Annotated in this window: 21 protein-coding genes and 1 pseudogene; 13 read left to right on the top strand and 9 right to left on the bottom strand. The window is 76.3% G+C overall.

The genetic code is table 11. The features are described 5' to 3' along the window. Positions 1-104: 104 nt before the first annotated feature. A complete protein-coding gene (locus AB8M62_RS01510; RefSeq protein ID WP_369052970.1) occupies positions 105-335 on the top strand; it encodes a DUF3046 domain-containing protein in 231 nt (76 codons plus the stop codon). A 16-nt stretch (positions 336-351) separates the two neighbouring features. Here the strand turns inward: AB8M62_RS01510 and AB8M62_RS01505 are convergent, their stop codons facing one another. Beyond that, entirely contained in the window at positions 352-1,344 is a 993-nt protein-coding gene (locus AB8M62_RS01505; RefSeq protein WP_369052971.1) for an SMP-30/gluconolactonase/LRE family protein, read from the bottom strand. A gap of 260 nt (positions 1,345-1,604) precedes the next feature. Between AB8M62_RS01505 and recA the strand changes: the two are divergent. Together recA and AB8M62_RS01495 are read left to right on the top strand one after the other, a co-directional pair. Beyond that, positions 1,605-2,636: pseudogene (recA, locus tag AB8M62_RS01500) on the top strand (recombinase RecA); the annotation flags it as partial. A gap of 2 nt (positions 2,637-2,638) precedes the next feature. Further along, positions 2,639-3,310: a regulatory protein RecX gene (locus AB8M62_RS01495; protein ID WP_373694836.1), complete on the top strand. Its 672-nt coding sequence runs from the start codon at positions 2,639-2,641 to the stop codon at positions 3,308-3,310. Between the two features lie 50 nt (positions 3,311-3,360). On the opposite strand, the gene AB8M62_RS01490 is transcribed toward AB8M62_RS01495, so the two are convergent. The 4 genes from AB8M62_RS01490 to AB8M62_RS01475 all read right to left on the bottom strand — a co-directional run bounded on the left by AB8M62_RS01490 (position 3,361) and on the right by AB8M62_RS01475 (position 6,824). Continuing rightward, complete coding sequence (locus AB8M62_RS01490; RefSeq protein ID WP_369068424.1) at positions 3,361-4,260, bottom strand: amino acid ABC transporter permease; 900 nt, start codon at positions 4,258-4,260, stop codon at positions 3,361-3,363. Continuing rightward, a complete protein-coding gene (locus AB8M62_RS01485) occupies positions 4,257-4,907 on the bottom strand; it encodes an amino acid ABC transporter permease (RefSeq protein ID WP_369068423.1) in 651 nt (216 codons plus the stop codon). Before AB8M62_RS01485 ends, AB8M62_RS01490 begins: the two co-directional genes overlap by 4 nt. 124 nt (positions 4,908-5,031) lie before the next feature. Then, positions 5,032-5,931 (bottom strand): glutamate ABC transporter substrate-binding protein, encoded by a 900-nt coding sequence (locus AB8M62_RS01480; protein WP_369052981.1) that lies wholly within the window; start codon positions 5,929-5,931, stop codon positions 5,032-5,034. A gap of 95 nt (positions 5,932-6,026) precedes the next feature. After that, positions 6,027-6,824: an amino acid ABC transporter ATP-binding protein gene (locus AB8M62_RS01475; RefSeq protein ID WP_373694825.1), complete on the bottom strand. Its 798-nt coding sequence runs from the start codon at positions 6,822-6,824 to the stop codon at positions 6,027-6,029. Between the two features lie 119 nt (positions 6,825-6,943). Here AB8M62_RS01475 and miaB point away from each other — a divergent pair, with 119 nt between their 5' ends. Beyond that, positions 6,944-8,485, top strand: coding sequence for a tRNA (N6-isopentenyl adenosine(37)-C2)-methylthiotransferase MiaB (gene miaB / locus AB8M62_RS01470; RefSeq protein WP_369052983.1), 1,542 nt, complete (start codon positions 6,944-6,946; stop codon positions 8,483-8,485). 230 nt (positions 8,486-8,715) lie between these two features. Here miaB and AB8M62_RS01465 read toward each other — a convergent pair whose 3' ends face one another. Continuing rightward, a complete protein-coding gene (locus tag AB8M62_RS01465; RefSeq protein WP_369053043.1) occupies positions 8,716-9,036 on the bottom strand; it encodes an antitoxin in 321 nt (106 codons plus the stop codon). Positions 9,037-9,101: 65 nt separating this feature from the next. Here AB8M62_RS01465 and miaA point away from each other — a divergent pair, with 65 nt between their 5' ends. Beyond that, positions 9,102-10,061, top strand: a complete 960-nt coding sequence (miaA, locus tag AB8M62_RS01460) for a tRNA (adenosine(37)-N6)-dimethylallyltransferase MiaA (protein WP_369068422.1) — start codon at positions 9,102-9,104, stop codon at positions 10,059-10,061. Beyond that, the gene (gene dapF / locus AB8M62_RS01455; RefSeq protein ID WP_369068421.1) at positions 10,058-11,017 is read left to right on the top strand and encodes a diaminopimelate epimerase; all 960 of its coding nucleotides are present in this window, start codon (positions 10,058-10,060) and stop codon (positions 11,015-11,017) included. The genes miaA and dapF overlap by 4 nt, the downstream gene beginning before the upstream one ends. A gap of 44 nt (positions 11,018-11,061) precedes the next feature. Here the strand turns inward: dapF and AB8M62_RS01450 are convergent, their stop codons facing one another. Continuing rightward, positions 11,062-11,709, bottom strand: a complete 648-nt coding sequence (locus tag AB8M62_RS01450) for a class I SAM-dependent methyltransferase (protein ID WP_369068542.1) — start codon at positions 11,707-11,709, stop codon at positions 11,062-11,064. Positions 11,710-11,867: 158 nt separating this feature from the next. On the opposite strand from AB8M62_RS01450, the gene hflX reads away from it, so the two are divergent. The 3 genes from hflX to AB8M62_RS01435 all read left to right on the top strand — a co-directional run bounded on the left by hflX (position 11,868) and on the right by AB8M62_RS01435 (position 16,477). After that, positions 11,868-13,532: a GTPase HflX gene (gene hflX / locus AB8M62_RS01445; protein WP_369052987.1), complete on the top strand. Its 1,665-nt coding sequence runs from the start codon at positions 11,868-11,870 to the stop codon at positions 13,530-13,532. A gap of 119 nt (positions 13,533-13,651) precedes the next feature. Continuing rightward, entirely contained in the window at positions 13,652-15,757 is a 2,106-nt protein-coding gene (locus AB8M62_RS01440; protein ID WP_369068420.1) for an ATP-dependent DNA helicase, read from the top strand. A 51-nt stretch (positions 15,758-15,808) separates the two neighbouring features. Further along, positions 15,809-16,477 (top strand): aspartate/glutamate racemase family protein, encoded by a 669-nt coding sequence (locus AB8M62_RS01435; protein WP_369052991.1) that lies wholly within the window; start codon positions 15,809-15,811, stop codon positions 16,475-16,477. A 31-nt stretch (positions 16,478-16,508) separates the two neighbouring features. On the opposite strand, the gene lexA is transcribed toward AB8M62_RS01435, so the two are convergent. Next, positions 16,509-17,240 (bottom strand): transcriptional repressor LexA, encoded by a 732-nt coding sequence (gene lexA / locus AB8M62_RS01430; protein WP_369052993.1) that lies wholly within the window; start codon positions 17,238-17,240, stop codon positions 16,509-16,511. Positions 17,241-17,412: 172 nt separating this feature from the next. On the opposite strand from lexA, the gene AB8M62_RS01425 reads away from it, so the two are divergent. The 4 genes from AB8M62_RS01425 (at position 17,413) to AB8M62_RS01410 (ending at position 20,059) form a co-directional block, all read left to right on the top strand. Next, positions 17,413-17,679 (top strand): DUF2277 domain-containing protein, encoded by a 267-nt coding sequence (locus AB8M62_RS01425; RefSeq protein ID WP_369068419.1) that lies wholly within the window; start codon positions 17,413-17,415, stop codon positions 17,677-17,679. Positions 17,680-17,901: 222 nt separating this feature from the next. Then, positions 17,902-18,444, top strand: a complete 543-nt coding sequence (locus AB8M62_RS01420; protein WP_369068418.1) for a LysM peptidoglycan-binding domain-containing protein — start codon at positions 17,902-17,904, stop codon at positions 18,442-18,444. 160 nt (positions 18,445-18,604) lie between these two features. Next, positions 18,605-19,081, top strand: coding sequence for a transcriptional regulator NrdR (gene nrdR / locus AB8M62_RS01415; RefSeq protein ID WP_369052998.1), 477 nt, complete (start codon positions 18,605-18,607; stop codon positions 19,079-19,081). Positions 19,082-19,141: 60 nt separating this feature from the next. Continuing rightward, the gene (locus tag AB8M62_RS01410) at positions 19,142-20,059 is read left to right on the top strand and encodes a proteasome assembly chaperone family protein (RefSeq protein ID WP_369068417.1); all 918 of its coding nucleotides are present in this window, start codon (positions 19,142-19,144) and stop codon (positions 20,057-20,059) included. Positions 20,060-20,096: 37 nt separating this feature from the next. Here AB8M62_RS01410 and AB8M62_RS01405 read toward each other — a convergent pair whose 3' ends face one another. Further along, positions 20,097-20,558: a pilus assembly protein CpaE gene (locus AB8M62_RS01405; protein WP_369053001.1), complete on the bottom strand. Its 462-nt coding sequence runs from the start codon at positions 20,556-20,558 to the stop codon at positions 20,097-20,099. Positions 20,559-20,571 lie beyond the last annotated feature (13 nt).

Below are 20,571 nucleotides of genomic sequence, written 5' to 3'. Positions count from 1 at the left end.
CGGCGCGCGGCGGGAGCCCCGGGGCGACGGGGGCGCGACGGGGCGCGACGGGGCGCGACGGGGCGCGGCGGGTGGCGCCCGGACCGGCGTGGCAGGGTGCCCCCGTGCGACACAGCGAGTTCTGGACCCTGGTGGAGGACGAGTTCGGCGCCGCCTACGGCCGCTCGCTGGCCGCCGACCAGGTGCTGCTGGCGCTGGAGGACCGCACCCCCCGCCAGGCCCTGGACGCCGGGGTGGACCCGAAGGCCGTCTGGCTGGCGCTGTGCGAGGCCATGGACGTGCCGCCCGAGCGGCGCCTGGGCAAGGACCCCGCCCGCCGGCCGCGCTCGGGCTGAGCCGCCGCCGCGGGTCTCACAGCCACTTCAGGTCGGCGCCCACGGCGCTCGTGCGCAGCCGGTACAGGCTGGTGGAGGCGGTGACGAACACCGTGGTGCCGTCGTCGCCGCCGAAGCACAGGTTGGCGACGACCTCGCCGACGACCACCTCCAGCAGCTTCGCGCCGTCGGGCGCGTACACGGACACCGCGTCGCCGTTCGAGGTCCACACGTTGCCGGCGGTGTCGACGCGGAAGCCGTCGGCCAGCCCGCGGTCGACCTGGACGAAGACGCGGCCGTTCTTGGCCACCGGCCCGCCCGGCACCGCGCCGGGCCCCCGGCCCCCGCGCGTGCCGCGCAGCACGTCGTAGACGCGGACCAGCCGGTGCGAGCCGCCACCGGGGACGGGGGCGGCGGAGGTGTCGGCCACGTAGAGCAGCGACTCGTCGGGGGAGAAGGCCAGGCCGTTGGGCTCCTCGACGTCGGTGACCACGGGCCGCACCTCGCCGGTGACCGGGTCGAAGCGGAAGACCCAGTTGTCGCCGTACTCGCGCCGGCCCGGGTGCCCCTCGACGACGACGCTGATGCCGTAGGGCGGGTCGGTGAACCAGATCGACCCGTCGCGGGCGACGACGACGTCGTTGGGGGAGTTGAAGCGGTGACCGGCCCAGCGGTCGACGAGCACGGAGGTGTCGCCCGAGGCGTCCTCGTGCTCGAGCGCGCGGCGCCCGTGCGAGCAGGCGACGATCCGGCCCTCGGCGTCCAGGGTCCGGCCGTTGGTGTGCTCGGCGCCCTCGCGGTGCACGCGCAGCCCGCCCTCCTCGTCCCAGCGCAGGACCCGGTCGCCGGGGATGTCGCTGAAGAGCACGGCCCGCTCCTGCGGCAGCCAGACGGGGCCCTCGGCCCAGGTGGACATCGTCCCCAGGCGCTCCAGCCGTTCGCCGCCGGGCACGAGGCCGGCGCCGCGGGCCTCCAGCACGCGCGGGACGCCGCCGTCGGGCGGGGTCGGGGTCTCGGTCGTCGCGCTCACGGGCTGGTCCTCCTCGACCGTCGGGGCCGCCGGGCGCGGCCGTGCGCCGGAGGCTAGCCAGGCCCGACACGCGCACGCGCCGGTGGTGGCCGCTCGAACACGTGTACGCCTATCGTGGAGGGGTCCACAGGGGGCCGGACCGCCCCGCCGTCCACACCGGGCCCCGCGCGCGGGGCTCGTGTCGGAGGCGGGTCGTAGCGTCCTCGACGACACACACGCACGGCGGGCCCCGGCCCGCCGACGACACCCGAGGTGAGGACATGCCCGCTCCCGCGGACCGCGAGAAGGCCCTGGAATCCGCGCTCGCCGCGATCGACAAGTCGTTCGGCAAGGGGTCCGTGATGCGGCTCGGCGACGAGAGCCGCCCGCCCATCGAGGTCATCCCCACCGGGGCGATCTCCCTGGACGTCGCGCTCGGCATCGGCGGCCTGCCGCGCGGGCGCGTCGTGGAGGTCTACGGCCCGGAGTCCTCCGGCAAGACGACCGTGGCCCTGCACGCCGTGGCCAACGCCCAGCGCGCCGGCGGCATCGCCGCCTTCATCGACGCCGAGCACGCCCTCGACCCCGACTACGCCGCCAAGCTCGGCGTGGACACCGACGCACTGCTCGTCTCCCAGCCCGACACGGGTGAGCAGGCCCTCGAGATCGCCGACATGCTCATCCGCTCCGGCGCGCTCGACATCATCGTCATCGACTCCGTGGCGGCCCTGGTGCCCAAGGCGGAGATCGAGGGCGAGATGGGCGACAGCCACGTCGGTCTGCAGGCCCGCCTCATGTCGCAGGCCCTGCGCAAGATCACCGGTGCGCTCAACCACTCCGGCACGACGGCCATCTTCATCAACCAGCTGCGCGAGAAGATCGGCGTCATGTTCGGCTCGCCGGAGACGACGACCGGCGGCAAGGCGCTGAAGTTCTACGCCTCCGTGCGCCTGGACGTCCGCCGCATCGAGACGCTCAAGGACGGCACCGTGCCCGTCGGCAACCGCACCCGCGTCAAGGTCGTCAAGAACAAGGTCAGCCCGCCGTTCAAGCAGGCCGAGTTCGACATCCTGTACGGCCAGGGCATCTCCCGCGAGGGCGGCCTGATCGACCTGGGCGTCGAGCACGGCTTCGTCCGCAAGTCCGGCGCCTGGTACACGTACGAGGGCGACCAGCTGGGCCAGGGCAAGGAGAACGCCCGCGCCTTCCTGCGCGACAACCCCGACCTCGGCGACGAGATCGAGAAGCGCATCAAGGAGAAGCTCGGGGTCGGCCCGCGCGTGGACGCCCCGGCCGAGGAGCCGGCGGTCCAGTTCTGAGCAGGTCCCCGCGCACGGGGAGGGCTCCCGGTCCGGCGGAGGACCCGGACCGGGAGCCCGACCCGTACGACGTCGCCCGCGCCATCGCCCTGCGCCAGCTGACGATGGCGCCGCGCAGCCGCGCCCAGCTGGCCGAGAAGCTGGCGGCCCGCGACGTCCCCGACGAGGTGGCCTCCGAGGTCCTCGACCGCTTCGAGGACGTCGGCCTCGTCGACGACGCCCGCTACGCCGAGGGGTTCGTCAACGCCCGGCAGGGCCAGCGGGGCCGGCGCGCGCTGGCGCTGGAGCTGCGCCGCAAGGGCGTGGACGACGAGACGGCCCGCGAGGCCGTGGACGCCGTCGACGACGCCTCCGAGGAGGCCGCCGCGCGACGCCTCGTGCAGCGCAAGCTCGCCGCCACGCGCGGCCTCGACCGCGTCGTGCGCCAGCGCCGCCTCGCCGGGGCGCTGGCCCGGCGCGGCTTCCCGCCCGGCCTCGTCATGAGCGTCGTCCGCGAGGAGCTCGCCGCGGACGAGGTGGACCAGGTGGACGAGGACGAGCTGGAGCTGGACGGCTCCGCGCACGTCCCGGGGACCGTCGACGACACGGACGACACGGACGACACGGACGACACGGACGACGGGGACCGCGCGGGCGGGATCCTCCGCGGGGCGGCCGACGGCGACTGACCGTCGGCGCGGGCCCGGGGACCCGGGCGGCGTCCCGGCAGCGCGACCGCTCAGGCGCCCCGCGCGCCCGGGGCCTGCAGCTCCGCCTGCTGAGCGGGCCGGTCCGCGGGCCGGCGACGGCGGCGCCCGGTCGCCGTGCGCCGCTGCACGTACTTGGCCACCTGCTCCAGCAGCACGTTGATGGCGATGTAGATGAGCCCGATGACGAAGTACGTCTGCAGGGGGTTGTCCAGGAAACCGCGCAACTGGTCGGCGATCTTGCCCAGGTCCTGGATGAGCGCGAGCACGATGCTGGCCAGCGCGGTGTCCTTGAGGATGACGATGAGCTGGCTGATCAGCGCCGGCAGCATGGCCCGCACGGCCTGCGGCAGCTGGACGGCGCGCATCACCTGCCCGCGGGTCAGGCCGATCGCCAGGCCCGCCTCCACCTGCCCCTTCGGCAGCGCGAGGACCCCGGCCCGCACGATCTCCGAGATGATCACGCAGTTGTACAGGGTGAGCCCGATGACCAGGGACACCTCGGGACCCTGGTTGACGCCCAGCGCCCGGGTCAGGACGTCCACGTAGAGGATCGTCACGATGACCGGCAGCCCGCGCAGCAGCTCGATGACACCGACGAGCGGCAGCCGCGCCGCCCGCCCGAGCGAGAGCCGGGCGGAGGCGATGACGATGCCGATCACCAGGGACAGCAGGACGGCGAAGAAGGCGGCGCGCAGGGTGACCACCAGGCCGTCGCCGATGCGCGACCACACCGCCGGGAACTGCTCGTCGGAGGGGTTGACGAGGGGGTTCCACAGCTCCGGGTCGAACTGCCCGCGCTCGGCCAGGCGCAGCACCACCACGACGACGAACCCGACCAGGACGGCGGCCGCCACCAGGCTGCCGAGGAGGATGCGCCGCCGGGCCCGCGGCCCCGGCGTGTCGAAGAGGACGGCCTCGGGCTGGCTCACCGGGCCACCTCCAGTCGGCGCTCGGCCAGCGCCAGGAGGGCGGCCGTGCTGAGGGTCATGATCAGGAAGCCGATGGCCACGCCGGTCAGGATCGGCAGCTGCGGGTAGCCCTGCGCGCTGGTCAGGCGCGCGTAGACGCTGAACAGCTCGCCGCCCACGCCGAAGGCGCCGACCACGGCGCTGTTCTTGGTCATCGCGATGAGGACGTTGCCCACGGGGGGCACGACCGCGCGCAGCGCCTGCGGCAGGATCACCAGCCCCACGATCTGGCGGAACGTCAGGCCGATCGCCCGGGCGGCCTCGGCCTGCCCGGTCGGCACCGTCGCGATGCCCGAGCGCACCGCCTCGCAGACGAAGGCCGAGGTGTAGAGCACCAGGGCGGTGACGCCGAAGACGTAGTAGGACGCGTTGATGCCCACGGTGGGGATCCCGAAGGCCATCGTGAACAGCACGATCGCCAGGGGCGTGTTCCGCAGCCAGGTCACGTAGAACGCGCCGAACGCGCGCAGCACCGGGATCGGGGAGATCCGGAAGACCGCGAGGACGGTGCCCCACAGGAGGCTGCCGACGGCCCCCAGCGCGGCGATGCCGAGGGAGCGCAGGAAGCCGCTCCAGAAGAGGTCGATGTTGTCGATGACCGGCTGCACGCTCGGGCCTCCGCCTCCGGGGCTGACGGGTGCACGAGGAGGGGCGGCGGCCACGTCGTCGGGGCCGTCGTCCCCCCTCGTGCGTCGGGGGTGGAGCGCCGGGGCGCTCCAGGGGTGGTGCGGGTCAGACGCAGGCGTCGGGCTCGGGCAGCGTCGGGACCTCGGTGCCCTCGTACTGGCCGGCCGTGGAGGTCCAGGCCTCCTCGTAGTAGCCCTCGTCGGCGGCCTTCTGCAGCGACTCGTTGATGAACTCGCAGAAGGCGGTGTCGCCCTTGGTGATGCCGATGCCGTACGGCTCCTCGGTGAACTGCTCGCCGACGAGCTTGAACTCGCCCTCGTTCTCGGCCACGTAGCCGGTGAGGATGACGTTGTCGGTCGTCATCGCCTGGACCTGGCCGTTCTGCATGGCGGCCACGCAGTCGTCGTAGACCTCGAACTCCACGAGCTGCCCCGGCGAGGCCAGGTACTCGCGGATGTTCTCCGCGGGCGTCGAGCCGGTCACCGAGCAGATGGTGACGTCGGGGTTGGCCGCGAGGTCCTCGGGGCCGTTGATCGTGGTGTTGTCCTCCAGCACCATGATCTGCTGGCCGGCCTGGTAGTACGGCCCCGCGAAGGTGATCCGCTCCTTGCGGGTGTCGTTGATGGTGTAGGTGGCCACCACCATGTCGACCGTCTCGTTGACGATGAGGTCCTCGCGCTGGGCGCTGGGCGCCTCGACCCACTCGATGGAGTCCTCCTCGACGCCGAGCTGCGCCGCGATGTACTTGGCGATGTCGACGTCGAAGCCCTCGGGGGTGCCCTCGAGGTTGGCCAGGCCGAAGCCGGGCTGGTCGAACTTGGTGCCCACGGTGATGGTGCCGGCCTCGTTGATCTCGGCCATCGTCGTGCCGGCCTCGAAGCTGACGTCGCTGGAGGGGCTGGGTGCCTCCGCGCCCTCGGTCGCGGTGTCGTCACCGCCGCAGCCCGTCAGGGCCAGCGCGGCGGCGGCCGTCCCGGCGAGCAGGGCGGTGCGGAACTTCCTCATGGGAGCGGTGCCTCCTGGTCGTGTCGTCGTTCCTGCGGTGTGCCGCGGAGCGGCGGCGGTGCCGGGGGTGGCCCGGCGCCGCGGTCCGGAGACCCTCAGTGCGTGAGGATCTTGGAGAGGAAGTCCTTGGCCCGCTCGTGCTTGGGGGCCGTGAAGAACTCCTCCGGCTCGGCGTCCTCGAGGATGCGCCCGTCCGCCATGAAGACGACCCTGTCCGCGGCGCGGCGGGCGAACCCCATCTCGTGCGTGACGACGATCATGGTCATGCCGCTCTTGGCGAGACCGGTCATCACGTCGAGGACCTCGTTGATCATCTCCGGGTCCAGCGCCGACGTCGGCTCGTCGAAGAGCATGACCTTCGGCTCCATGGCCAGCGCCCGCGCGATCGCCACGCGCTGCTGCTGGCCGCCGGACAGCTGGGCGGGGTACTTGTCGGCCTGGCTGGCCACGCCCACCCGCTCGAGCAGCTCGGTGGCGCGCCGGTCCGCGTCGGCCGAGGAGACGCCGCGGACCTTCGTCGGCCCGAGCGTGACGTTCTCGCGCACCGTCTTGTGCGCGAAGAGGTTGAAGGACTGGAACACCATGCCGACGTCGGCGCGCAGGCGCGCCAGCTCCTTGCCCTCCTGGGGCAGCTCGCGGCCGTCGACGGTGATGTGCCCGGAGTCGATCGTCTCCAGCCGGTTGATCGTCCGGCACAGCGTGGACTTGCCGGAGCCGGAGGGGCCGATGACGACGACGACCTCGCCGTGCGCGACGGTGAGGTCGATGTCGCGCAGCACGTGCAGCTGCCCGAAGTGCTTCTGCACGTCGCGCAGCACCACCAGCGGCTCGCGGCCGCCGGTGCCCCGCGGGGGCTCGGCGTCCGGTGAGGCCGCCTGGGCGTGGTCACTCATGCGGGCAGAACCTACACACACCCGCCACCGTGACCAGCGGACCGGCCACGTGGCGGGCACATCGTGATCCGGCCGTGACGTCGGCCGGGTCCGGTGCCGGTGACCTACCCTGGGAGGCGATGAGCACGCCCACCGTCCCGCGCCCCGCGACCCCGGCTCCCGCGCCGGTGGCGGGGGAGCAGCCGCGCACCTACCAGGTGCGCACCTTCGGCTGCCAGATGAACGTCCACGACTCCGAGCGCCTGTCCGGGCTGCTGGAGGACGCCGGCTACGTGCGCTTCGACGAGGCGCCCGGCGACGTCGCCGGTGGCCCCGCCGAGCCGGACGTCGTCGTCTTCAACACGTGCGCCGTGCGCGAGAACGCCGACAACAAGCTGTACGGCAACCTCGGCCACCTGGCGCCCGTGAAGGCGCGCCGGCCGGGCATGCAGATCGCGGTGGGCGGCTGCCTGGCGCAGAAGGACCGCGGTGAGATCGTCCGCAAGGCGCCCTGGGTGGACGTCGTCTTCGGCACCCACAACGTCGGCTCGCTGCCCGTGCTGCTCGAGCGCGCCCGCCACAACGAGCAGGCGCAGGTGGAGATCCTGGAGTCGCTGGAGGTGTTCCCCTCCACGCTGCCCACCCGCCGCGAGTCGCCCTACGCGGCGTGGGTCAGCGTCTCCGTCGGCTGCAACAACACCTGCACCTTCTGCATCGTCCCCAGCCTGCGCGGCAAGGAGAAGGACCGCCGCCCCGGCGACGTGCTCGCCGAGGTCGAGGCCCTCGTCGCCGAGGGCGTGCTCGAGGTGACGCTGCTGGGGCAGAACGTCAACACCTACGGCGTGGAGTTCGGCGACAAGCTGGCCTTCGGCAAGCTGCTGCGGGCCACCGGCGCGGTCGAGGGCCTGGAGCGCGTGCGCTTCACCAGCCCGCACCCGTCCAGCTTCACCAGCGACGTCATCGACGCGATGGCCGAGACGCCCACCGTCATGCCGAGCCTGCACATGCCGCTGCAGTCCGGCTCGGACCGGGTGCTGCGGGCCATGCGCCGCAGCTACCGGCGCACCCGCTTCGCGGCCATCGTGCAGGAGGTGCGCGAGCGCATCCCCGACGCGGCGATCACCACCGACGTCATCGTCGGCTTCCCCGGCGAGACGGAGGAGGACTTCCAGCAGACGCTGGAGGTCGTCGCCGAGTCCCGCTTCGCCAGCGCCTTCACCTTCCAGTACTCCCCGCGCCCGGGCACCCCCGCCGCCACCATGGACGGCCAGGTGCCCAAGGCGGTCGTGCAGGAGCGCTACGAGCGGCTCGTCGCGCTGCAGGAGGAGATCGCCTGGTCGGAGAACCGGGCGCAGGAGGGGCGGGTGCTGGAGGTCCTCGTGTCCGAGGGCGAGGGCCGCAAGGACGCCGCCACGCAGCGGCTGTCCGGGCGCGCGCCCGACAACCGGCTCGTCCACTTCGCGGTGCCGCAGGGCCAGGACGCGCCGCGGCCCGGCGACGTGGCCACGGTGACGGTCACGCGCGGTGCCCCGCACCACCTGGAGGCGGACGTCACCGGCACCTGGGCCGTGCGGCGCACCCGCGCCGGCGACGCCTGGGAGGCGCGCCAGGCCCGCCCCGAGCCGGAGGCCGCCGGCCCCCGGCCCGTCGCGCTCGGCCTGCCGGCGCTGCGCACCCGCTGACCGCGTCCCCGGGCGGTGCGGCCGCCCGGGGAGCGCGCTACTTCGCCGGCGGGGTCACCGGGTCCGGCGCGGGCCCGGGGTCCGGGACCGGACCGGGGTCCGGCACGGGCGGCGACCCGGGGCTGCCGGGGTCCGGCACAGGGGACGGCGGCGGGGGAGTCGTCGGCGGCTGGGTCGGGATGGTCACGGGGCCTCCTGGGTCGGTGCTCGTCCTCGGTGGCGGCCGGCGCTCAGCGCGCGGGACCGGACATCGTCGTGCCGTCGTACGGCTGGCCGCCGCGCATGCTCGTCCCGCCGTCGGGGTGCTCGGTGCGCGCGGGCTGCCCGGCCGCCACGCGCACGCCCGAGCGCGCCACCCGCGAGACCCGCGCCACGTGCGGGGCGTACTTGCCCTCGGTGCGCTGGTCGACGAAGCGCGCCGCGCGGTCGATCGCGCTGCCGGCCTGCCCCTCGTGGTCGGCGACGAAGGAGCCCGCCCGCCGGCGCGCCACCCCGATGGCGTCGCCGGTGCGCTCCACGGCCTCGTCCAGCTTGCGGTTCAGGTAGTCCATCGTGCCCACGGTCGGCTCCTCCCACGTCGGGCGAACAGGGTCCCAGCGTCTGACAGCATGCCGCCGTGGGCCACCCGGTGACGAGCGAGGAGCCGACCGCGCCCGTGGTGGCCGTGGTGGGGCCCACCGCCTCCGGCAAGTCCGACGTGGCCGTCGCGCTGGCCCGGCTGCTGCCCGGGGGCGGCGAGGTCGTCAACGCCGACGCGATGCAGCTGTACCGCGGGATGGACGTCGGCACGGCCAAGCTGCCGCCCGCCGAGCGGGCCGGGGTGCCCCACCACCTCCTGGACGTGCTGGACGTCGCGCAGGCCGCCGACGTCGCCACCTACCAGCACCTGGCCCGGCGGGCCTTCGACGAGGTCGCGGCCCGGGGGCGCCGCCCGCTGCTGGTGGGCGGCTCCGGGCTGTACGTGCGCGCGGCCCTGGACGAGATGAGCTTCCCCGGCACCGACCCGCGGGTGCGCGAGCGCTGGGAGGCCGAGCTCGCCGAGCGCGGCCCGCACGCCCTGCACGCCGTCCTCGCCGCGCGCGACCCCGACGCCGCGGCGCGCATCCTGCCCGGCAACGGCCGCCGCGTCGTGCGCGCGCTGGAGGTCGTGGAGATCACCGGGCGGCCGTTCGCCGCGTCCCTGCCCGAGCAGCGCTACGCCCGCCCGGCCGTGCAGGTCGGCCTGGCCGTGCCGCGCGAGCAGCTGGACGCCCGCATCGACGCGCGGGTGCGGCGGATGGCCGGGGCGGGCCTCGTGGAGGAGGTGCGCGCCCTGGCCGGGCGCGGTCTGCGCGAGGGGCGCACCGCCTCCCGCGCCCTCGGCTACGCGCAGGTGCTCGACGCCCTCGACGGGCGCACCACGCTGGAGGAGGCCCTGGAGCTGACGGCCCGCCTCACCCGCCGCTTCGCCCGCAAGCAGGAGTCGTGGTTCCGCCGCGACCCGCGCGTGCACTGGCTGGACGCCCCCGACGGCACCAGCGCCGCCGAGCTGGCCGAGCGGGCGGCCCGGCTGGCCGCCGTAGGCTGCCCGGCGTGAGCACCGACCCCACCGCCCGCGGCGTCGCCTTCACCAAGGGCCACGGCACCGAGAACGACTTCGTCCTCGTCGCCGACCCCGAGGGGACGTGGGACCCGGGACCCGCCGACGTCGCGCGCGTGTGCGACCGGCGCGCCGGGGTCGGCGCCGACGGCCTGGTGCGCGCCGTGCGCAGCGCGGCGCTCGCCGACGGCGCGGGGCTGGCCGCCGAGGCCGAGTGGTTCATGGACTACCGCAACGCCGACGGCTCCGTGGCGGAGATGTGCGGCAACGGCGTGCGCGTCTTCGCCGAGTTCCTGCTCGCCGAGGGCTTCCTCGACGCCAGCGCCGGCGACGGGCGCTGGGTCGCGGTCGGCACCCGCGCGGGCGTCAAGCGCGTGCGCCGCGAGGGCCCGGGCCGCTGGACCGCCGACATGGGCCCCTGGCGGCTGACCGGCGGCGAGCGGGCCCTGGCCGACGGCACCGACGCCCTCGTCGCCGTCGCCGGCCTCGGCGGCGTCCCGCGCCCGGCGCTGTCGGTGGACCTGGGCAACCCGCACACCGTCGTCGCGCTCGCCGAGCCGGCCGAGCTGGAGGCCGCCGACCTCACCCGCGCCCCGGAGGTGCGGCCCGTCCCCGCGCACGGCACCAACGTCGAGCTGGTCGTCCCCCTGGACGCCGTGGACGTCACCGGCGACGCGGTCGCCGACCTGGGCGAGGTGCGGATGCGGGTGCACGAGCGCGGGGTCGGCGAGACCCGCTCCTGCGGGACCGGCGCGTGCGCGGCCGCCCTGGCCACGCGCGCCTGGGCCGGTCCCGGCGCCCCCGGCGCCTGGCGGGTCGAGGTGCCCGGCGGCGAGCTCGTCGTCACCGTCGGCGAGGGCTCGAGCCTGGTGGAGGGCACCGTCCTGCTCACCGGCCCGGCCGTGCTCGTGGCCTCCGGCGTCCTCGGCGACGCGCTGCTGCAGCCCGCCTGACGGGCGCGCGGCGCGGTCCGGGTCCGTCCCAGGTCGGTCCCGGGTCAGTCCCGGGTCAGCGTGAGCACCCGGAACCCCTTGGCGCTCGCGGTCCGGCGGGCGCTCACCCCCGGCACGCCGCCCTCCTCGAGCCAGCGCAGCAGCGAGTCCGCGCCCAGGTTCTTCTGCACCACCAGGTGCGCGCGCCCGCCCGGGGCCAGCCGCGCCCCCCACCGGCGCAGCATCCCGTGCAGCGCCGGCTTGCCCACGCGGATCGGCGGGTTGGACCACACCTCGGCGAAGGACACCTCCGGCGGCACCTCGTCCGGCGTCACCGCGCGCACCCGCACGCCCAGCCGCCCGGCGTTGCGGCGCACGAGGTCCAGGGCCCGCTCGTTGACGTCGACGGCCCACACGGCGCGTCCCGGCTGGCGCAGCGCCAGCGTCAGCGCCACCGGCCCCCACCCGCAGCCCAGGTCCAGCACGTCGCCCGTCGCCGCGGGGTCCTCGGGCACGAGCGGCAGCAGCACCGCGGTGCCCGGGTCGACGCGGTCGGCGGAGAAGACCCCCCGCGCCGTCGTCACCGTCACGTCGCGGTCCGCCAGGCGCACCGCGACCTCGCGCCGCTCTTCGGCGGACGCCGGCCGCGCCGTGAAGTAGTGCTCCCCGTCCGTCGCCGGACCCGTCTCCGCGCTGGTCCCCGCGCCCGTCACCGGGGCCGTCCCCGCGCTGTCCGTCGTGCCACCCGCCACGGGGCCAGGGTAGGTGCCCGGCGGAATCCGCTCGCCAGCCGCGACGTTGCACTGAGACGCTGGACGTCCCGTCGGAGCGCGAGACCCGCGCCGGACGGCCGGCACGACCGAGGAGGTCCATGAACCACCGCCACGACCGGGCGTCCACGACGACCCGCCCGACCGGCGCGGCCCCCGTCGACGAGCAGAGCGGCTCGGACACCCGTCAGCGCGGGGCCGAGCAGCGGTCCGCCGACCAGGCGGAGCTCGACCGCGCGCTCGCGCGCATCCTGCGCGGGCACGACCGGCACGAGGAGCACGAGCCGGTGGACGCCGACGGCGCTCCCGCCGCGCCGGACGACCAGCGCGCCGACCAGCGCGCCGACCAGCGCCCCGACCACGACGGCGGGCACGACGGCGGGCAGCGCGCCGACTACGACGGCGAGCAGCTCGACCTCGCCGACCGGCGCGCCCTGCGCCGCGCCGCCGGGCTGTCCACCGAGCTCGCCGACGTCACCGAGGTCGAGTACCGGCAGCTGCGCCTCGAGCGCGTCGTCCTGGCCGGGGTCTGGTCCTCGGCCGACTCCAGCCGCGAGGAGGCCGAGGTCTCCCTGCAGGAGCTCGCCGCCCTGGCCGCCACCGCCGGCTCCGACGTCCTCGACGGCGTCCTGCAGCGCCGCTCCACGCCCGACCCGGCCACCTACCTGGGCGCCGGTAAGGCGGCGGTGCTGGCCGACCTGGTCGCCGAGTCGGGCGCCGACACCGTCGTGTGCGACGGGGAGCTGTCCGCGTCCCAGCGCCGCGGGCTGGAGGACATCGTCAAGGTCAAGGTCGTCGACCGCACGGCCGTGATCCTCGACATCTTCGCCCAGCACGCCAAGAGCCGGGAGGGCAAGGCCCAGGTCGAGCTGGCGCAGCTGGAGTACCTGCTGCCGCGCCTGCGCGGCTGGGGCGAGTCGATGTCCCGGCAGGCCGGTGGCCGCGTCGCCGGCGGTGCGGGGATCGGTTCCCGCGGTCCCGGTGAGACGAAGATCGAGCTGGACCGCCGCCGCATCCGCGCGCGGATGGCCAAGCTGCGCCGAGAGATCCGCGGCATGGGCACCGCCCGCGACGCCAAGCGCTCCGTGCGCACGGCCCGCGCGGTCCCGTCGGTGGCCATCGCCGGGTACACCAACGCGGGCAAGTCCTCGCTGCTGAACCGCCTGACCGGGGCCGGGGTGCTCGTCGAGGACGCGCTGTTCGCGACGCTGGACCCGACGGTGCGGCGCGCGCAGACCCCCGAGGGCCGGCCGTACACCCTGGCCGACACGGTCGGCTTCGTGCGCCGGCTGCCGCACCAGCTCGTCGAGGCCTTCCGCTCCACCCTGGAGGAGGTGGCCGAGGCCGACCTCGTCCTGCACGTCGTGGACGGCTCCCACCCCGACCCGGAGGGGCAGCTGGCCGCCGTGCGGGCCGTCCTGGCCGACGTCGACGCGCACCGCGTGCCCGAGCTGGTCGCGGTGAACAAGGCCGACCTGGCCGACCCGGAGGTCCTGCAGCGCCTGCTGGCCCGCGAGCGCGGCGCCGTCGTCGTCTCGGCCCGCACGGGCCGGGGCGTGGAGGAGCTGCGCGAGCGGGTGGCCCAGCTGCTGCCGGTGCCGGACGTCGAGCTGGAGGTGTGCGTGCCCTACGACCGGGGTGACCTGGTCCACCGGGTGCACACCACCGGCCAGGTGCTGCAGGAGGAGCACACGGGTGCGGGCACCCGCCTGCTGGCCCGGGTCCGCCCGCGGCTGGCGGCGGAGCTGGACGGCTTCCGCGCCTGACGTCCCGCACGAGCCCGAGCGCCCCCGACCGTCGCGGTCGGGGGCGCTCGTGCTGTGGACGGCCTCCGGCGGCGCGCCGCGCTGTGGACGGGCGGGGACTGTCGGGGCCGTCGGGGAGGATGGCGACCGTGAGCACCACGACCTCCCGGGGCCCGGCGACGGAGACGGCCGGTGCGGTCGACCCCGCCGACCCCGCCGACCCGGCCGCCGGGGACGGCGGGGTCGGCGCCGAGGAGGCCGTCCGGCTGCTGTCGTCGGTCGTGGACGTCCTGGGCGGGCAGCGCCGCGAGGGGCAGGAGCGGATGGCGCGGGCCGTCGCCGACGCCGTCGGGACGCGCCGGCACCTGCTCGTGCAGGCCGGCACGGGCACCGGGAAGTCGATGGCCTACCTGGTGCCCGCCGCGGCGCACGCCGTGCGCACCGGCCGCGCCGTGGTCGTCTCCACCGCGACCCTGGCCCTGCAGGCGCAGGTCGTCGAGCGGGACCTGCCCCGGCTGGCGCAGGCGCTCGCCCCGCACCTGGAGCGCGAGCCGACGTGGGAGCTGCTGAAGGGGCGCGCCAACTACTTGTGCCGCAACAAGCTCGACGGCGGCTTCCCGGTCGAGGAGGCCGCCCTCTTCGACGTGGGCGCGGCCGGCGGGGGAGGTGAGGACCCGGGGGCGGGGCGCCTGGGCCGGGAGGTGGTGCGCCTGCGCGAGTGGGCGGCGACCACGGCCACGGGCGACCGCGACGAGCTCGACCCGGGCGTGTCCGAGCGCGCCTGGCGCCAGGTGTCGGTGTCGGCGCGCGAGTGCCTGGGCGCCCAGCGCTGCCCCGTGGCCGCCGAGTGCTTCTCCGAGCGGGTGCGCGCCCGCGCCCGCACCGTCGACGTCGTGGTGACGAACCACGCGATGACGGCCATCGACGCCCTGGAGGGCGGCCAGCTGCTGCCCGAGCACGACCTCCTCGTCGTCGACGAGGCCCACGAGCTGGCGGACCGGGTGACGGCCGTGGCCACGGCCGAGCTGTCGGCCGCGGTGGTGGCGGCCGCGAGCCGCCGCCTGCGCCGCTCGGCCGGGGTGGTCTCCGAGGACCTGGACGACGCGGGCGTCGCGCTCGACGCCGCGCTGGAGACGGCGCCGCCGGGACGGCTGGACCGCTGGCCCGAGCAGCTGGCCGCGGCGGTCGTGTCCGTGCGCGACGCCGCCCGCGCGTCGCTGAGCCTGCTCAAGGACGCCGGCGAGGGCGAGGACGGCGAGCAGCGCGGCGCCCGCCACCTGGCCCGCGCCGCCGTGCAGGAGGTCTTCACCACCGCCTCGCGCCTGGCCGAGGACGCCGACCACGACGTCGCCTGGGTCAGCGGTGGCGGCGGCGGGCGCGGTCCGGGCAGCGGCGCCCGGCCCGCGCTGCACGTGGCGCCGCTGGGCGTGGCCGGCCTGCTGCGCGAGAGGGTCTTCGCCGAGCGGACCGTCGTCGCCACGTCGGCGACACTGGCGCTCGGCGGCGCGTTCGACGCCGTCGCGGGCTCCTTCGGGCTGCGCCGCGGTGGTCCGCGGCCCGCCGACGCCGTGCCGTGGACCGGGCTGGACGTCGGCAGCCCCTTCGACTACCCGCGGCAGGGGATCCTCTACGTGGCCCGGCACCTGCCGCCGCCGGGCCGCTCGGGCGCGGACGGTGCCGTCCTCGACGAGATCGCGGCGCTCGTGGAGGCCGCCGGCGGGCGCACGCTGGGGCTGTTCTCCTCCCGCCGCGCCGCGGAGGAGGCGGCCGCGGCGGTGCGCGAGCGCCTCGGCCCGGCGCTGCCGGTCCTGTGCCAGGGCGACGACCGGCTGCCGCGCCTGGTCAGCCGCTTCGCCGACGACCCGGCGACGTCCCTGTTCGGGACGCTGTCGCTGTGGCAGGGCGTCGACGTGCCCGGCTCCTCCTGCTCGCTGGTCCTCGTCGACCGCATCCCGTTCCCGCGGCCGGACGACCCGCTGCTGTCCGCCCGGGCGCGGGCCGTGGACGCCGCGGGCGGCAACGGCTTCCTGTCCGTGTCGGTCTCCCACGCCGCCGTGCGCCTGGCGCAGGGAGCCGGGCGGCTGGTGCGGGCCTCCGCCGACCGCGGTGTGGTGGCCGTCCTGGACCCCCGGTTGGCCACGGCCCGCTACGGCGCCTTCCTGCGCGCCAGCCTGCCCCCCTTCTGGGGGACGGCATCACCGGAGGTCGCACGGGACGCCCTGCGCCGCCTGCGCGCACCCGGGTGATCCTCGCTACCTCCTGCTGACGGGCGCTGCACCGGGTGGCATCCTCTCGGCGTGGCCATCGTCGGCTTCCTGCACACCGCGGACGCGCACGTCCGCACCTTCAGCGACCTCCTCGCCGAGCGTGACCGCCGCGTCGAGCCGCGCCACCTGGTCGACTCGGGGCTGCACACCGCGGCCCGCCGGTCCGGCTTGGAGCACGTGCGGCCCTCCGTCGCCGACCGGCTGCGCCGGCTCGTCGCCGAGGGCGCCGACGTCGTCGTCTGCACCTGCTCGACGGTGGGGCCGGTGGCCGAGGAGATCGGCCTGGAGCTGGAGGTGCCCGTGCTGCGGGTGGACCGCCCGATGGCGGAGGCCGCCGTCGTGGCCGGCCGGCGCATCGCCGTGGTCAGCTCGCTGCCCGAGGCCGCCGCGAGCGCCCTGCCCCTGCTGCGCGAGTGCGCGCGCGAGGCCGAGCGCGACGTGGAGCTCGTGCCCGTGGACTGCCCCGGCACCTGGCCCGCCTTCGAGGAGGGAGACCTCATCACCTACGCCACGAGCGTGGCCGAGGCGGTGCGCTGCGCCGTGCGCTCCGCCGAGCCGCCCGTCGACGTCGTCGTCCTGGCCCAGGCGAGCATGGTCGTGGCCGCGCCGCTGCTGCGGGACCTGCACGTGCCGGTGCTGACCACCCCCCGGCTGGCCGTGGAGGCGGCCGTGGAGCGCGTGGTCGGCGCGGCGATCTGACCCCCCCGGCCGCGACCGGCCGGGGCGGGGCTCACAGGGAGCGCAGGACGGCCGTCACGCGGCCCAGGACGACGGCGTCGTCGGCGTCGATCGGCTCGTACAGGGCGTTGCGGGGCAGCAGCCGGACGTGGCCGTCCTTGCGCTGCAGCACCTTGACCGTCGCCTCGCCGTCGATCATCGCCGCCACCACGTCGCCGTTGTCGGCGGTGGGCTGCTGGCGCACGACCACCCAGTCGCCGTCGCAGATGGCGGCCTCGACCATCGAGTCCCCGACCACGCGCAGCACGAAGTGCTGACCCGCCCCGACGATCTCGGCGGGCAGGGGGAAGACGTCCTCGACCAGCTGCTCGGCCAGGATCGGGCCGCCGGCGGCGATGCGCCCCACGACGGGCACCCAGGTGGGCGCCGGGTGCGCCTCGTCCCCGTCGAGCGCGCCGCCGGTGACGGCGTCGGCCGGGGGAGGCGCCACGACCTCCAGCGTGCGGGGCCGGCGCGGGTCCTTGCGCAGGTACCCCAGCCGCTCCAGCGTGCGCACCTGGTGGGCGACGCTGCTGGGGCTGGTCAGCCCCACGGCGGCGCCGATCTCGCGCAGGCTCGGCGGGTAGCCGTTGCGGCCGACCGCCTCGCGGATGGCCTCGAGCACCCCGCGCTGGCGGGGGGTCAGCCCGGCGGCGTCCAACCCCCGGTCGGGCAGGGCGTGCACCGTGGCCGTCGCGTCCTCCGGCGCCGGCTGCCCGGCCCGCTCCTCGACCTGGTCGGCCACCTCGGCTCCTCCCGCCCCGCGCGCACCGCCGGTCCCCGGCGGCCGCCGCCCCCGCAGCGGGCGGCAGCCCGACCGTAGCGCGCGGCCGGTCGCCGATCAAACACCTGTTCGAAGCGTGTCGCCCCTGGCGCGGCCCTTGACGGGACCGTCCCCCGCGCCCACCCTCCGCGGCATGTGCCGGAGCATCCACCAGCTGCACAACGTCGAGCCGCCCGCCACGGGGGAGGAGGCCCGCGCCGCCGCGCTGCAGTACGTGCGCAAGGTCGCCGGGACGACCCGTCCGTCGCGGCGCAACCAGGACGCCTTCGACCGCGCCGTCGAGGCCGTGGCCGCCGCCACCGAGGAGCTGCTCGGCTCGCTGGTGACCGCGGCGCCCCCGCGCGAGCGCGAGGTGCTCGCCGCGCGGGCCCGCGAGCGCGCCGCGCGCCGCTACGCCTGAGCCCGCGGTCCGGCCGGGCGGCCGGTCGCGGGGTCGGTCGCGGGAGCGGGGGGACGGGCGCGGGCCTCGTGTCGTACCCGGGTGGCAGCGTGCGCCGCGCACGCCGGGTCGAACGCTGTTCGACCGCGGTCTTGCGCACCACCGGTGCCCCGGTGGTACAACTGCCGGGCCCCTTCGAACACCTGTTCGAGGAGGCGCCCGACCGAGATGGAGGCCACCCCCGTGAGCGCCACCGCCCTCGTCCCCGTCCCGACCGTCCCGCGCCGCGCGGGCACCCCGGCGCTCCCGGGCCGCGGCCGCCCGCAGCGGTCGGCCCGGGGAGCCCGTGCGCGGTCGTCCGCCGTCCTGGTCCTCGTGCCCACGGGCCCCGACTGCCACCGCGCCCCGGTCCCGGCACCGCGGCGGGCGGTGCCCGCGCCGCCGCGCGCCGACCGCCGCCCGCTGCGCCTGACCCGCCGCGGCCGGCTGGCCCTGACCACGGCCGCGGCGACCCTGCTGACCTGCACGGCCGTGGCGGCGGTGGGAGCGGTCGCGGACGGCGGGCGGGCGCCCGCGCGGGCCCCGCACGCGCCCCTGGTGGCCGCCGCCTCCGCGGCTCCGGTCACCGTCACCGTCCTGCCCGGGCAGACGCTGTCGCAGATCGCGGCCCAGTGGGCCCCCGACGCCGACTGGCGCGAGGTGGCCGCCCGGATCGTCGTCCTCAACGACCTGCCCTCGCACGCGCTGCAGGCCGGTCAGCGGCTGAGCCTGCCGGTCCTGGACTGATCCGCGGGCCGGGCGGCGCGGGGCGGGGACGGCCGTGACGGGCGAGCAGCGGGTGACGGGCGCCGCCGGGTGGCGGCGCGGTGCGCTACCGTGCGCACCACCGGGCCCGCGCGCCGCCGCGTGCGAGGGCCGAGGCGCCACCGCGCGGGAGGGAACCGGCGTGCACTGTCCGTTCTGCCGTCACCCCGACTCGCGCGTCGTGGACTCCCGCACCACCGACGACGGCAGCAGCATCCGCCGGCGCCGCCAGTGCCCCCAGTGCTCCCGCCGCTTCACCACCGTCGAGACCGCGAGCCTGACCGTCGTCAAGCGCAGCGGGGCGGGAGAGCCGTTCAGCCGCGCCAAGATCGCCTCCGGCGTCCGCAAGGCCTGCCAGGGGCGCCCCGTCAGCGAGGACGACATCGCCCTGCTGGCCCACCGCGTCGAGGAGGCCGTGCGCTCGCAGGGCGCCGCCGAGGTCGACGCGCACCAGGTCGGGCTGGCCACGCTGCCGTTCCTGCGCGAGCTGGACGAGGTGGCCTACCTGCGCTTCGCCTCGGTCTACCAGGCCTTCGAGTCGCTGGCCGACTTCGAGGCCGCCATCCACGCCCTGCGCGCCGAGCGCGAGAGCGCCGCGGCCGGTTCGCCCGGCGCCTGAACGCCCCGGCCGCGCTCCTGCCCCGCGCGGTGCGGAGGGACGGCGGGGGATGATGACCGCATGCTCGATCCCGCTGCGCTCTACCGTCTCGAGCCGGACGTCCCCCGGCTCGTCGAGCCGCCCCTCGTCGTGGCCCTGTCCGGGTTCGTCGACGCCGGTGCCGCGGTGCGGCAGGCCGTGGACCACCTGCTGGCGACCCGGCGGCACGAGCTCGTGGCGACCTTCGACGTCGACCAGCTGCACGACTACCGCGCGCGCCGCCCGCCGATGACGTTCACGGGGACGACGTGGTCCTCGTACGAGCCGCCGCAGCTGCGCCTGCTGCGCGTCCTCGACGAGGACGGCTCCTCCTTCCTCCTGCTGACCGGCCCCGAGCCGGACGTGCAGTGGGAGCGCTTCAGCGCGGCCGTCTGGCAGCTGGCCGACCGGCTCGGCGCCGGGCTGACCGTCGTCCTCAACGCCGCCCCGACCGCCGTCCCGCACACCCGCCCCAGCGGCGTGACCGCCAGCGCGAGCCGGCCGGAGCTGCTGGAGGGCTACCGCACGTGGGAGGTGGAGGCGCAGGTCCCCGGTCACGTCACCGCCCTGCTGCACCTGCGCGGCGCGGAGACCGGCCGCGACGTGCTGTCCGTGCTCGCGCACGTCCCGCACTACCTGGCCGGCAACGACTACCCCGACGCCGCCGCGGTCCTGCTGCGCACCATCTCGGGCGCCACGGGCGTGGACCTGCCGGTGGGTGACCTGCTGGAGCAGGCCGCGGCCACCCGCGTGGAGGTCGACAAGCAGGTGGCCGAGTCCCCGGAGGCGCAGGCCGTGGTGACGGCCCTGGAGGAGCAGTACGACGCGTCCGGCGACGCGGGCCGCGGCACCAGCGCCGGGTCGGCCTACCTGCCCACCGCGGACGAGCTGGGCGCCGAGTTCGAGCGCTTCCTGGCCGGGCAGGACCCGCAGGAGGGCGAGCCGGGCCCGGGGCGCTGAGACGTCCGCTCGACCGGCCGCCGGACCGTCCGGGGCGTCAGGCGGTGCGCGCCGAGGACGCCCCGGCGGTGCCGGTGCTGCCGCCGGGGGCCCCGGACAGGTGGTGCAGCAGCGCCAGGGCGTAGGCGCAGGCGGGGTCGGGGTCCTCGAAGGCGTCCGCGCCGTGCTCGTCGAGCAGCAGGACGCGGTGCACCGTCCCCTCGGGCCCGTCGCGCCGCTCCAGCCGGGTGAACCGGTCACCGAGCTGCTCGCGCAGCTGGTGCTCCGCGGGCAGCCAGCAGGCGTCGGGCTGGTCGACGGAGTCCAGGGCCCACTCGGTGGTGCCGTTGAACCCGATGAAGCTGCCGGTGGGGTGGTCGTGCACCTCGACGGTCATGTCGCTGAGGGTGAAGACGTCCTCGTCCATGCCGCGGTGCGGCAGGACGAACCGGTCACCGGGGGCGGGTGCCCAGTGCAGGCCCGCCTCCTTCAGCCGCAGCGCCAGGTCGACCGAGATCACCCGCCCAGCATGG

The sequence above is a fragment of the Kineococcus terrestris genome, assembly GCF_041020755.1.
Taxonomy (GTDB): domain Bacteria; phylum Actinomycetota; class Actinomycetes; order Actinomycetales; family Kineococcaceae; genus Kineococcus; species Kineococcus terrestris.
The sequence above is the reverse complement of the archived record's forward strand: the minus strand, read 5'-3'. Positions and strand labels throughout refer to the sequence as shown.

Bases quoted from the DNA above. Each gene is read 5' to 3' on its own strand.
- AB8M62_RS01480 (WP_369052981.1), bottom strand. From the start codon at position 5,931: ATGAGGAAGTTCCGCACCGCCCTGCTCGCCGGGACGGCCGCCGCCGCG.
- AB8M62_RS01475 (WP_373694825.1), bottom strand. From the start codon at position 6,824: ATGAGTGACCACGCCCAGGCGGCCTCACCGGACGCCGAGCCCCCGCGG.
- miaB (WP_369052983.1), top strand. From the start codon at position 6,944: ATGAGCACGCCCACCGTCCCGCGCCCCGCGACCCCGGCTCCCGCGCCG.
- AB8M62_RS01465 (WP_369053043.1), bottom strand. From the start codon at position 9,036: ATGGACTACCTGAACCGCAAGCTGGACGAGGCCGTGGAGCGCACCGGC.
- hflX (WP_369052987.1), top strand. From the start codon at position 11,868: ATGAACCACCGCCACGACCGGGCGTCCACGACGACCCGCCCGACCGGC.
- AB8M62_RS01440 (WP_369068420.1), top strand. From the start codon at position 13,652: ATGGCGACCGTGAGCACCACGACCTCCCGGGGCCCGGCGACGGAGACG.
- AB8M62_RS01425 (WP_369068419.1), top strand. From the start codon at position 17,413: ATGTGCCGGAGCATCCACCAGCTGCACAACGTCGAGCCGCCCGCCACG.
- AB8M62_RS01410 (WP_369068417.1), top strand. From the start codon at position 19,142: ATGCTCGATCCCGCTGCGCTCTACCGTCTCGAGCCGGACGTCCCCCGG.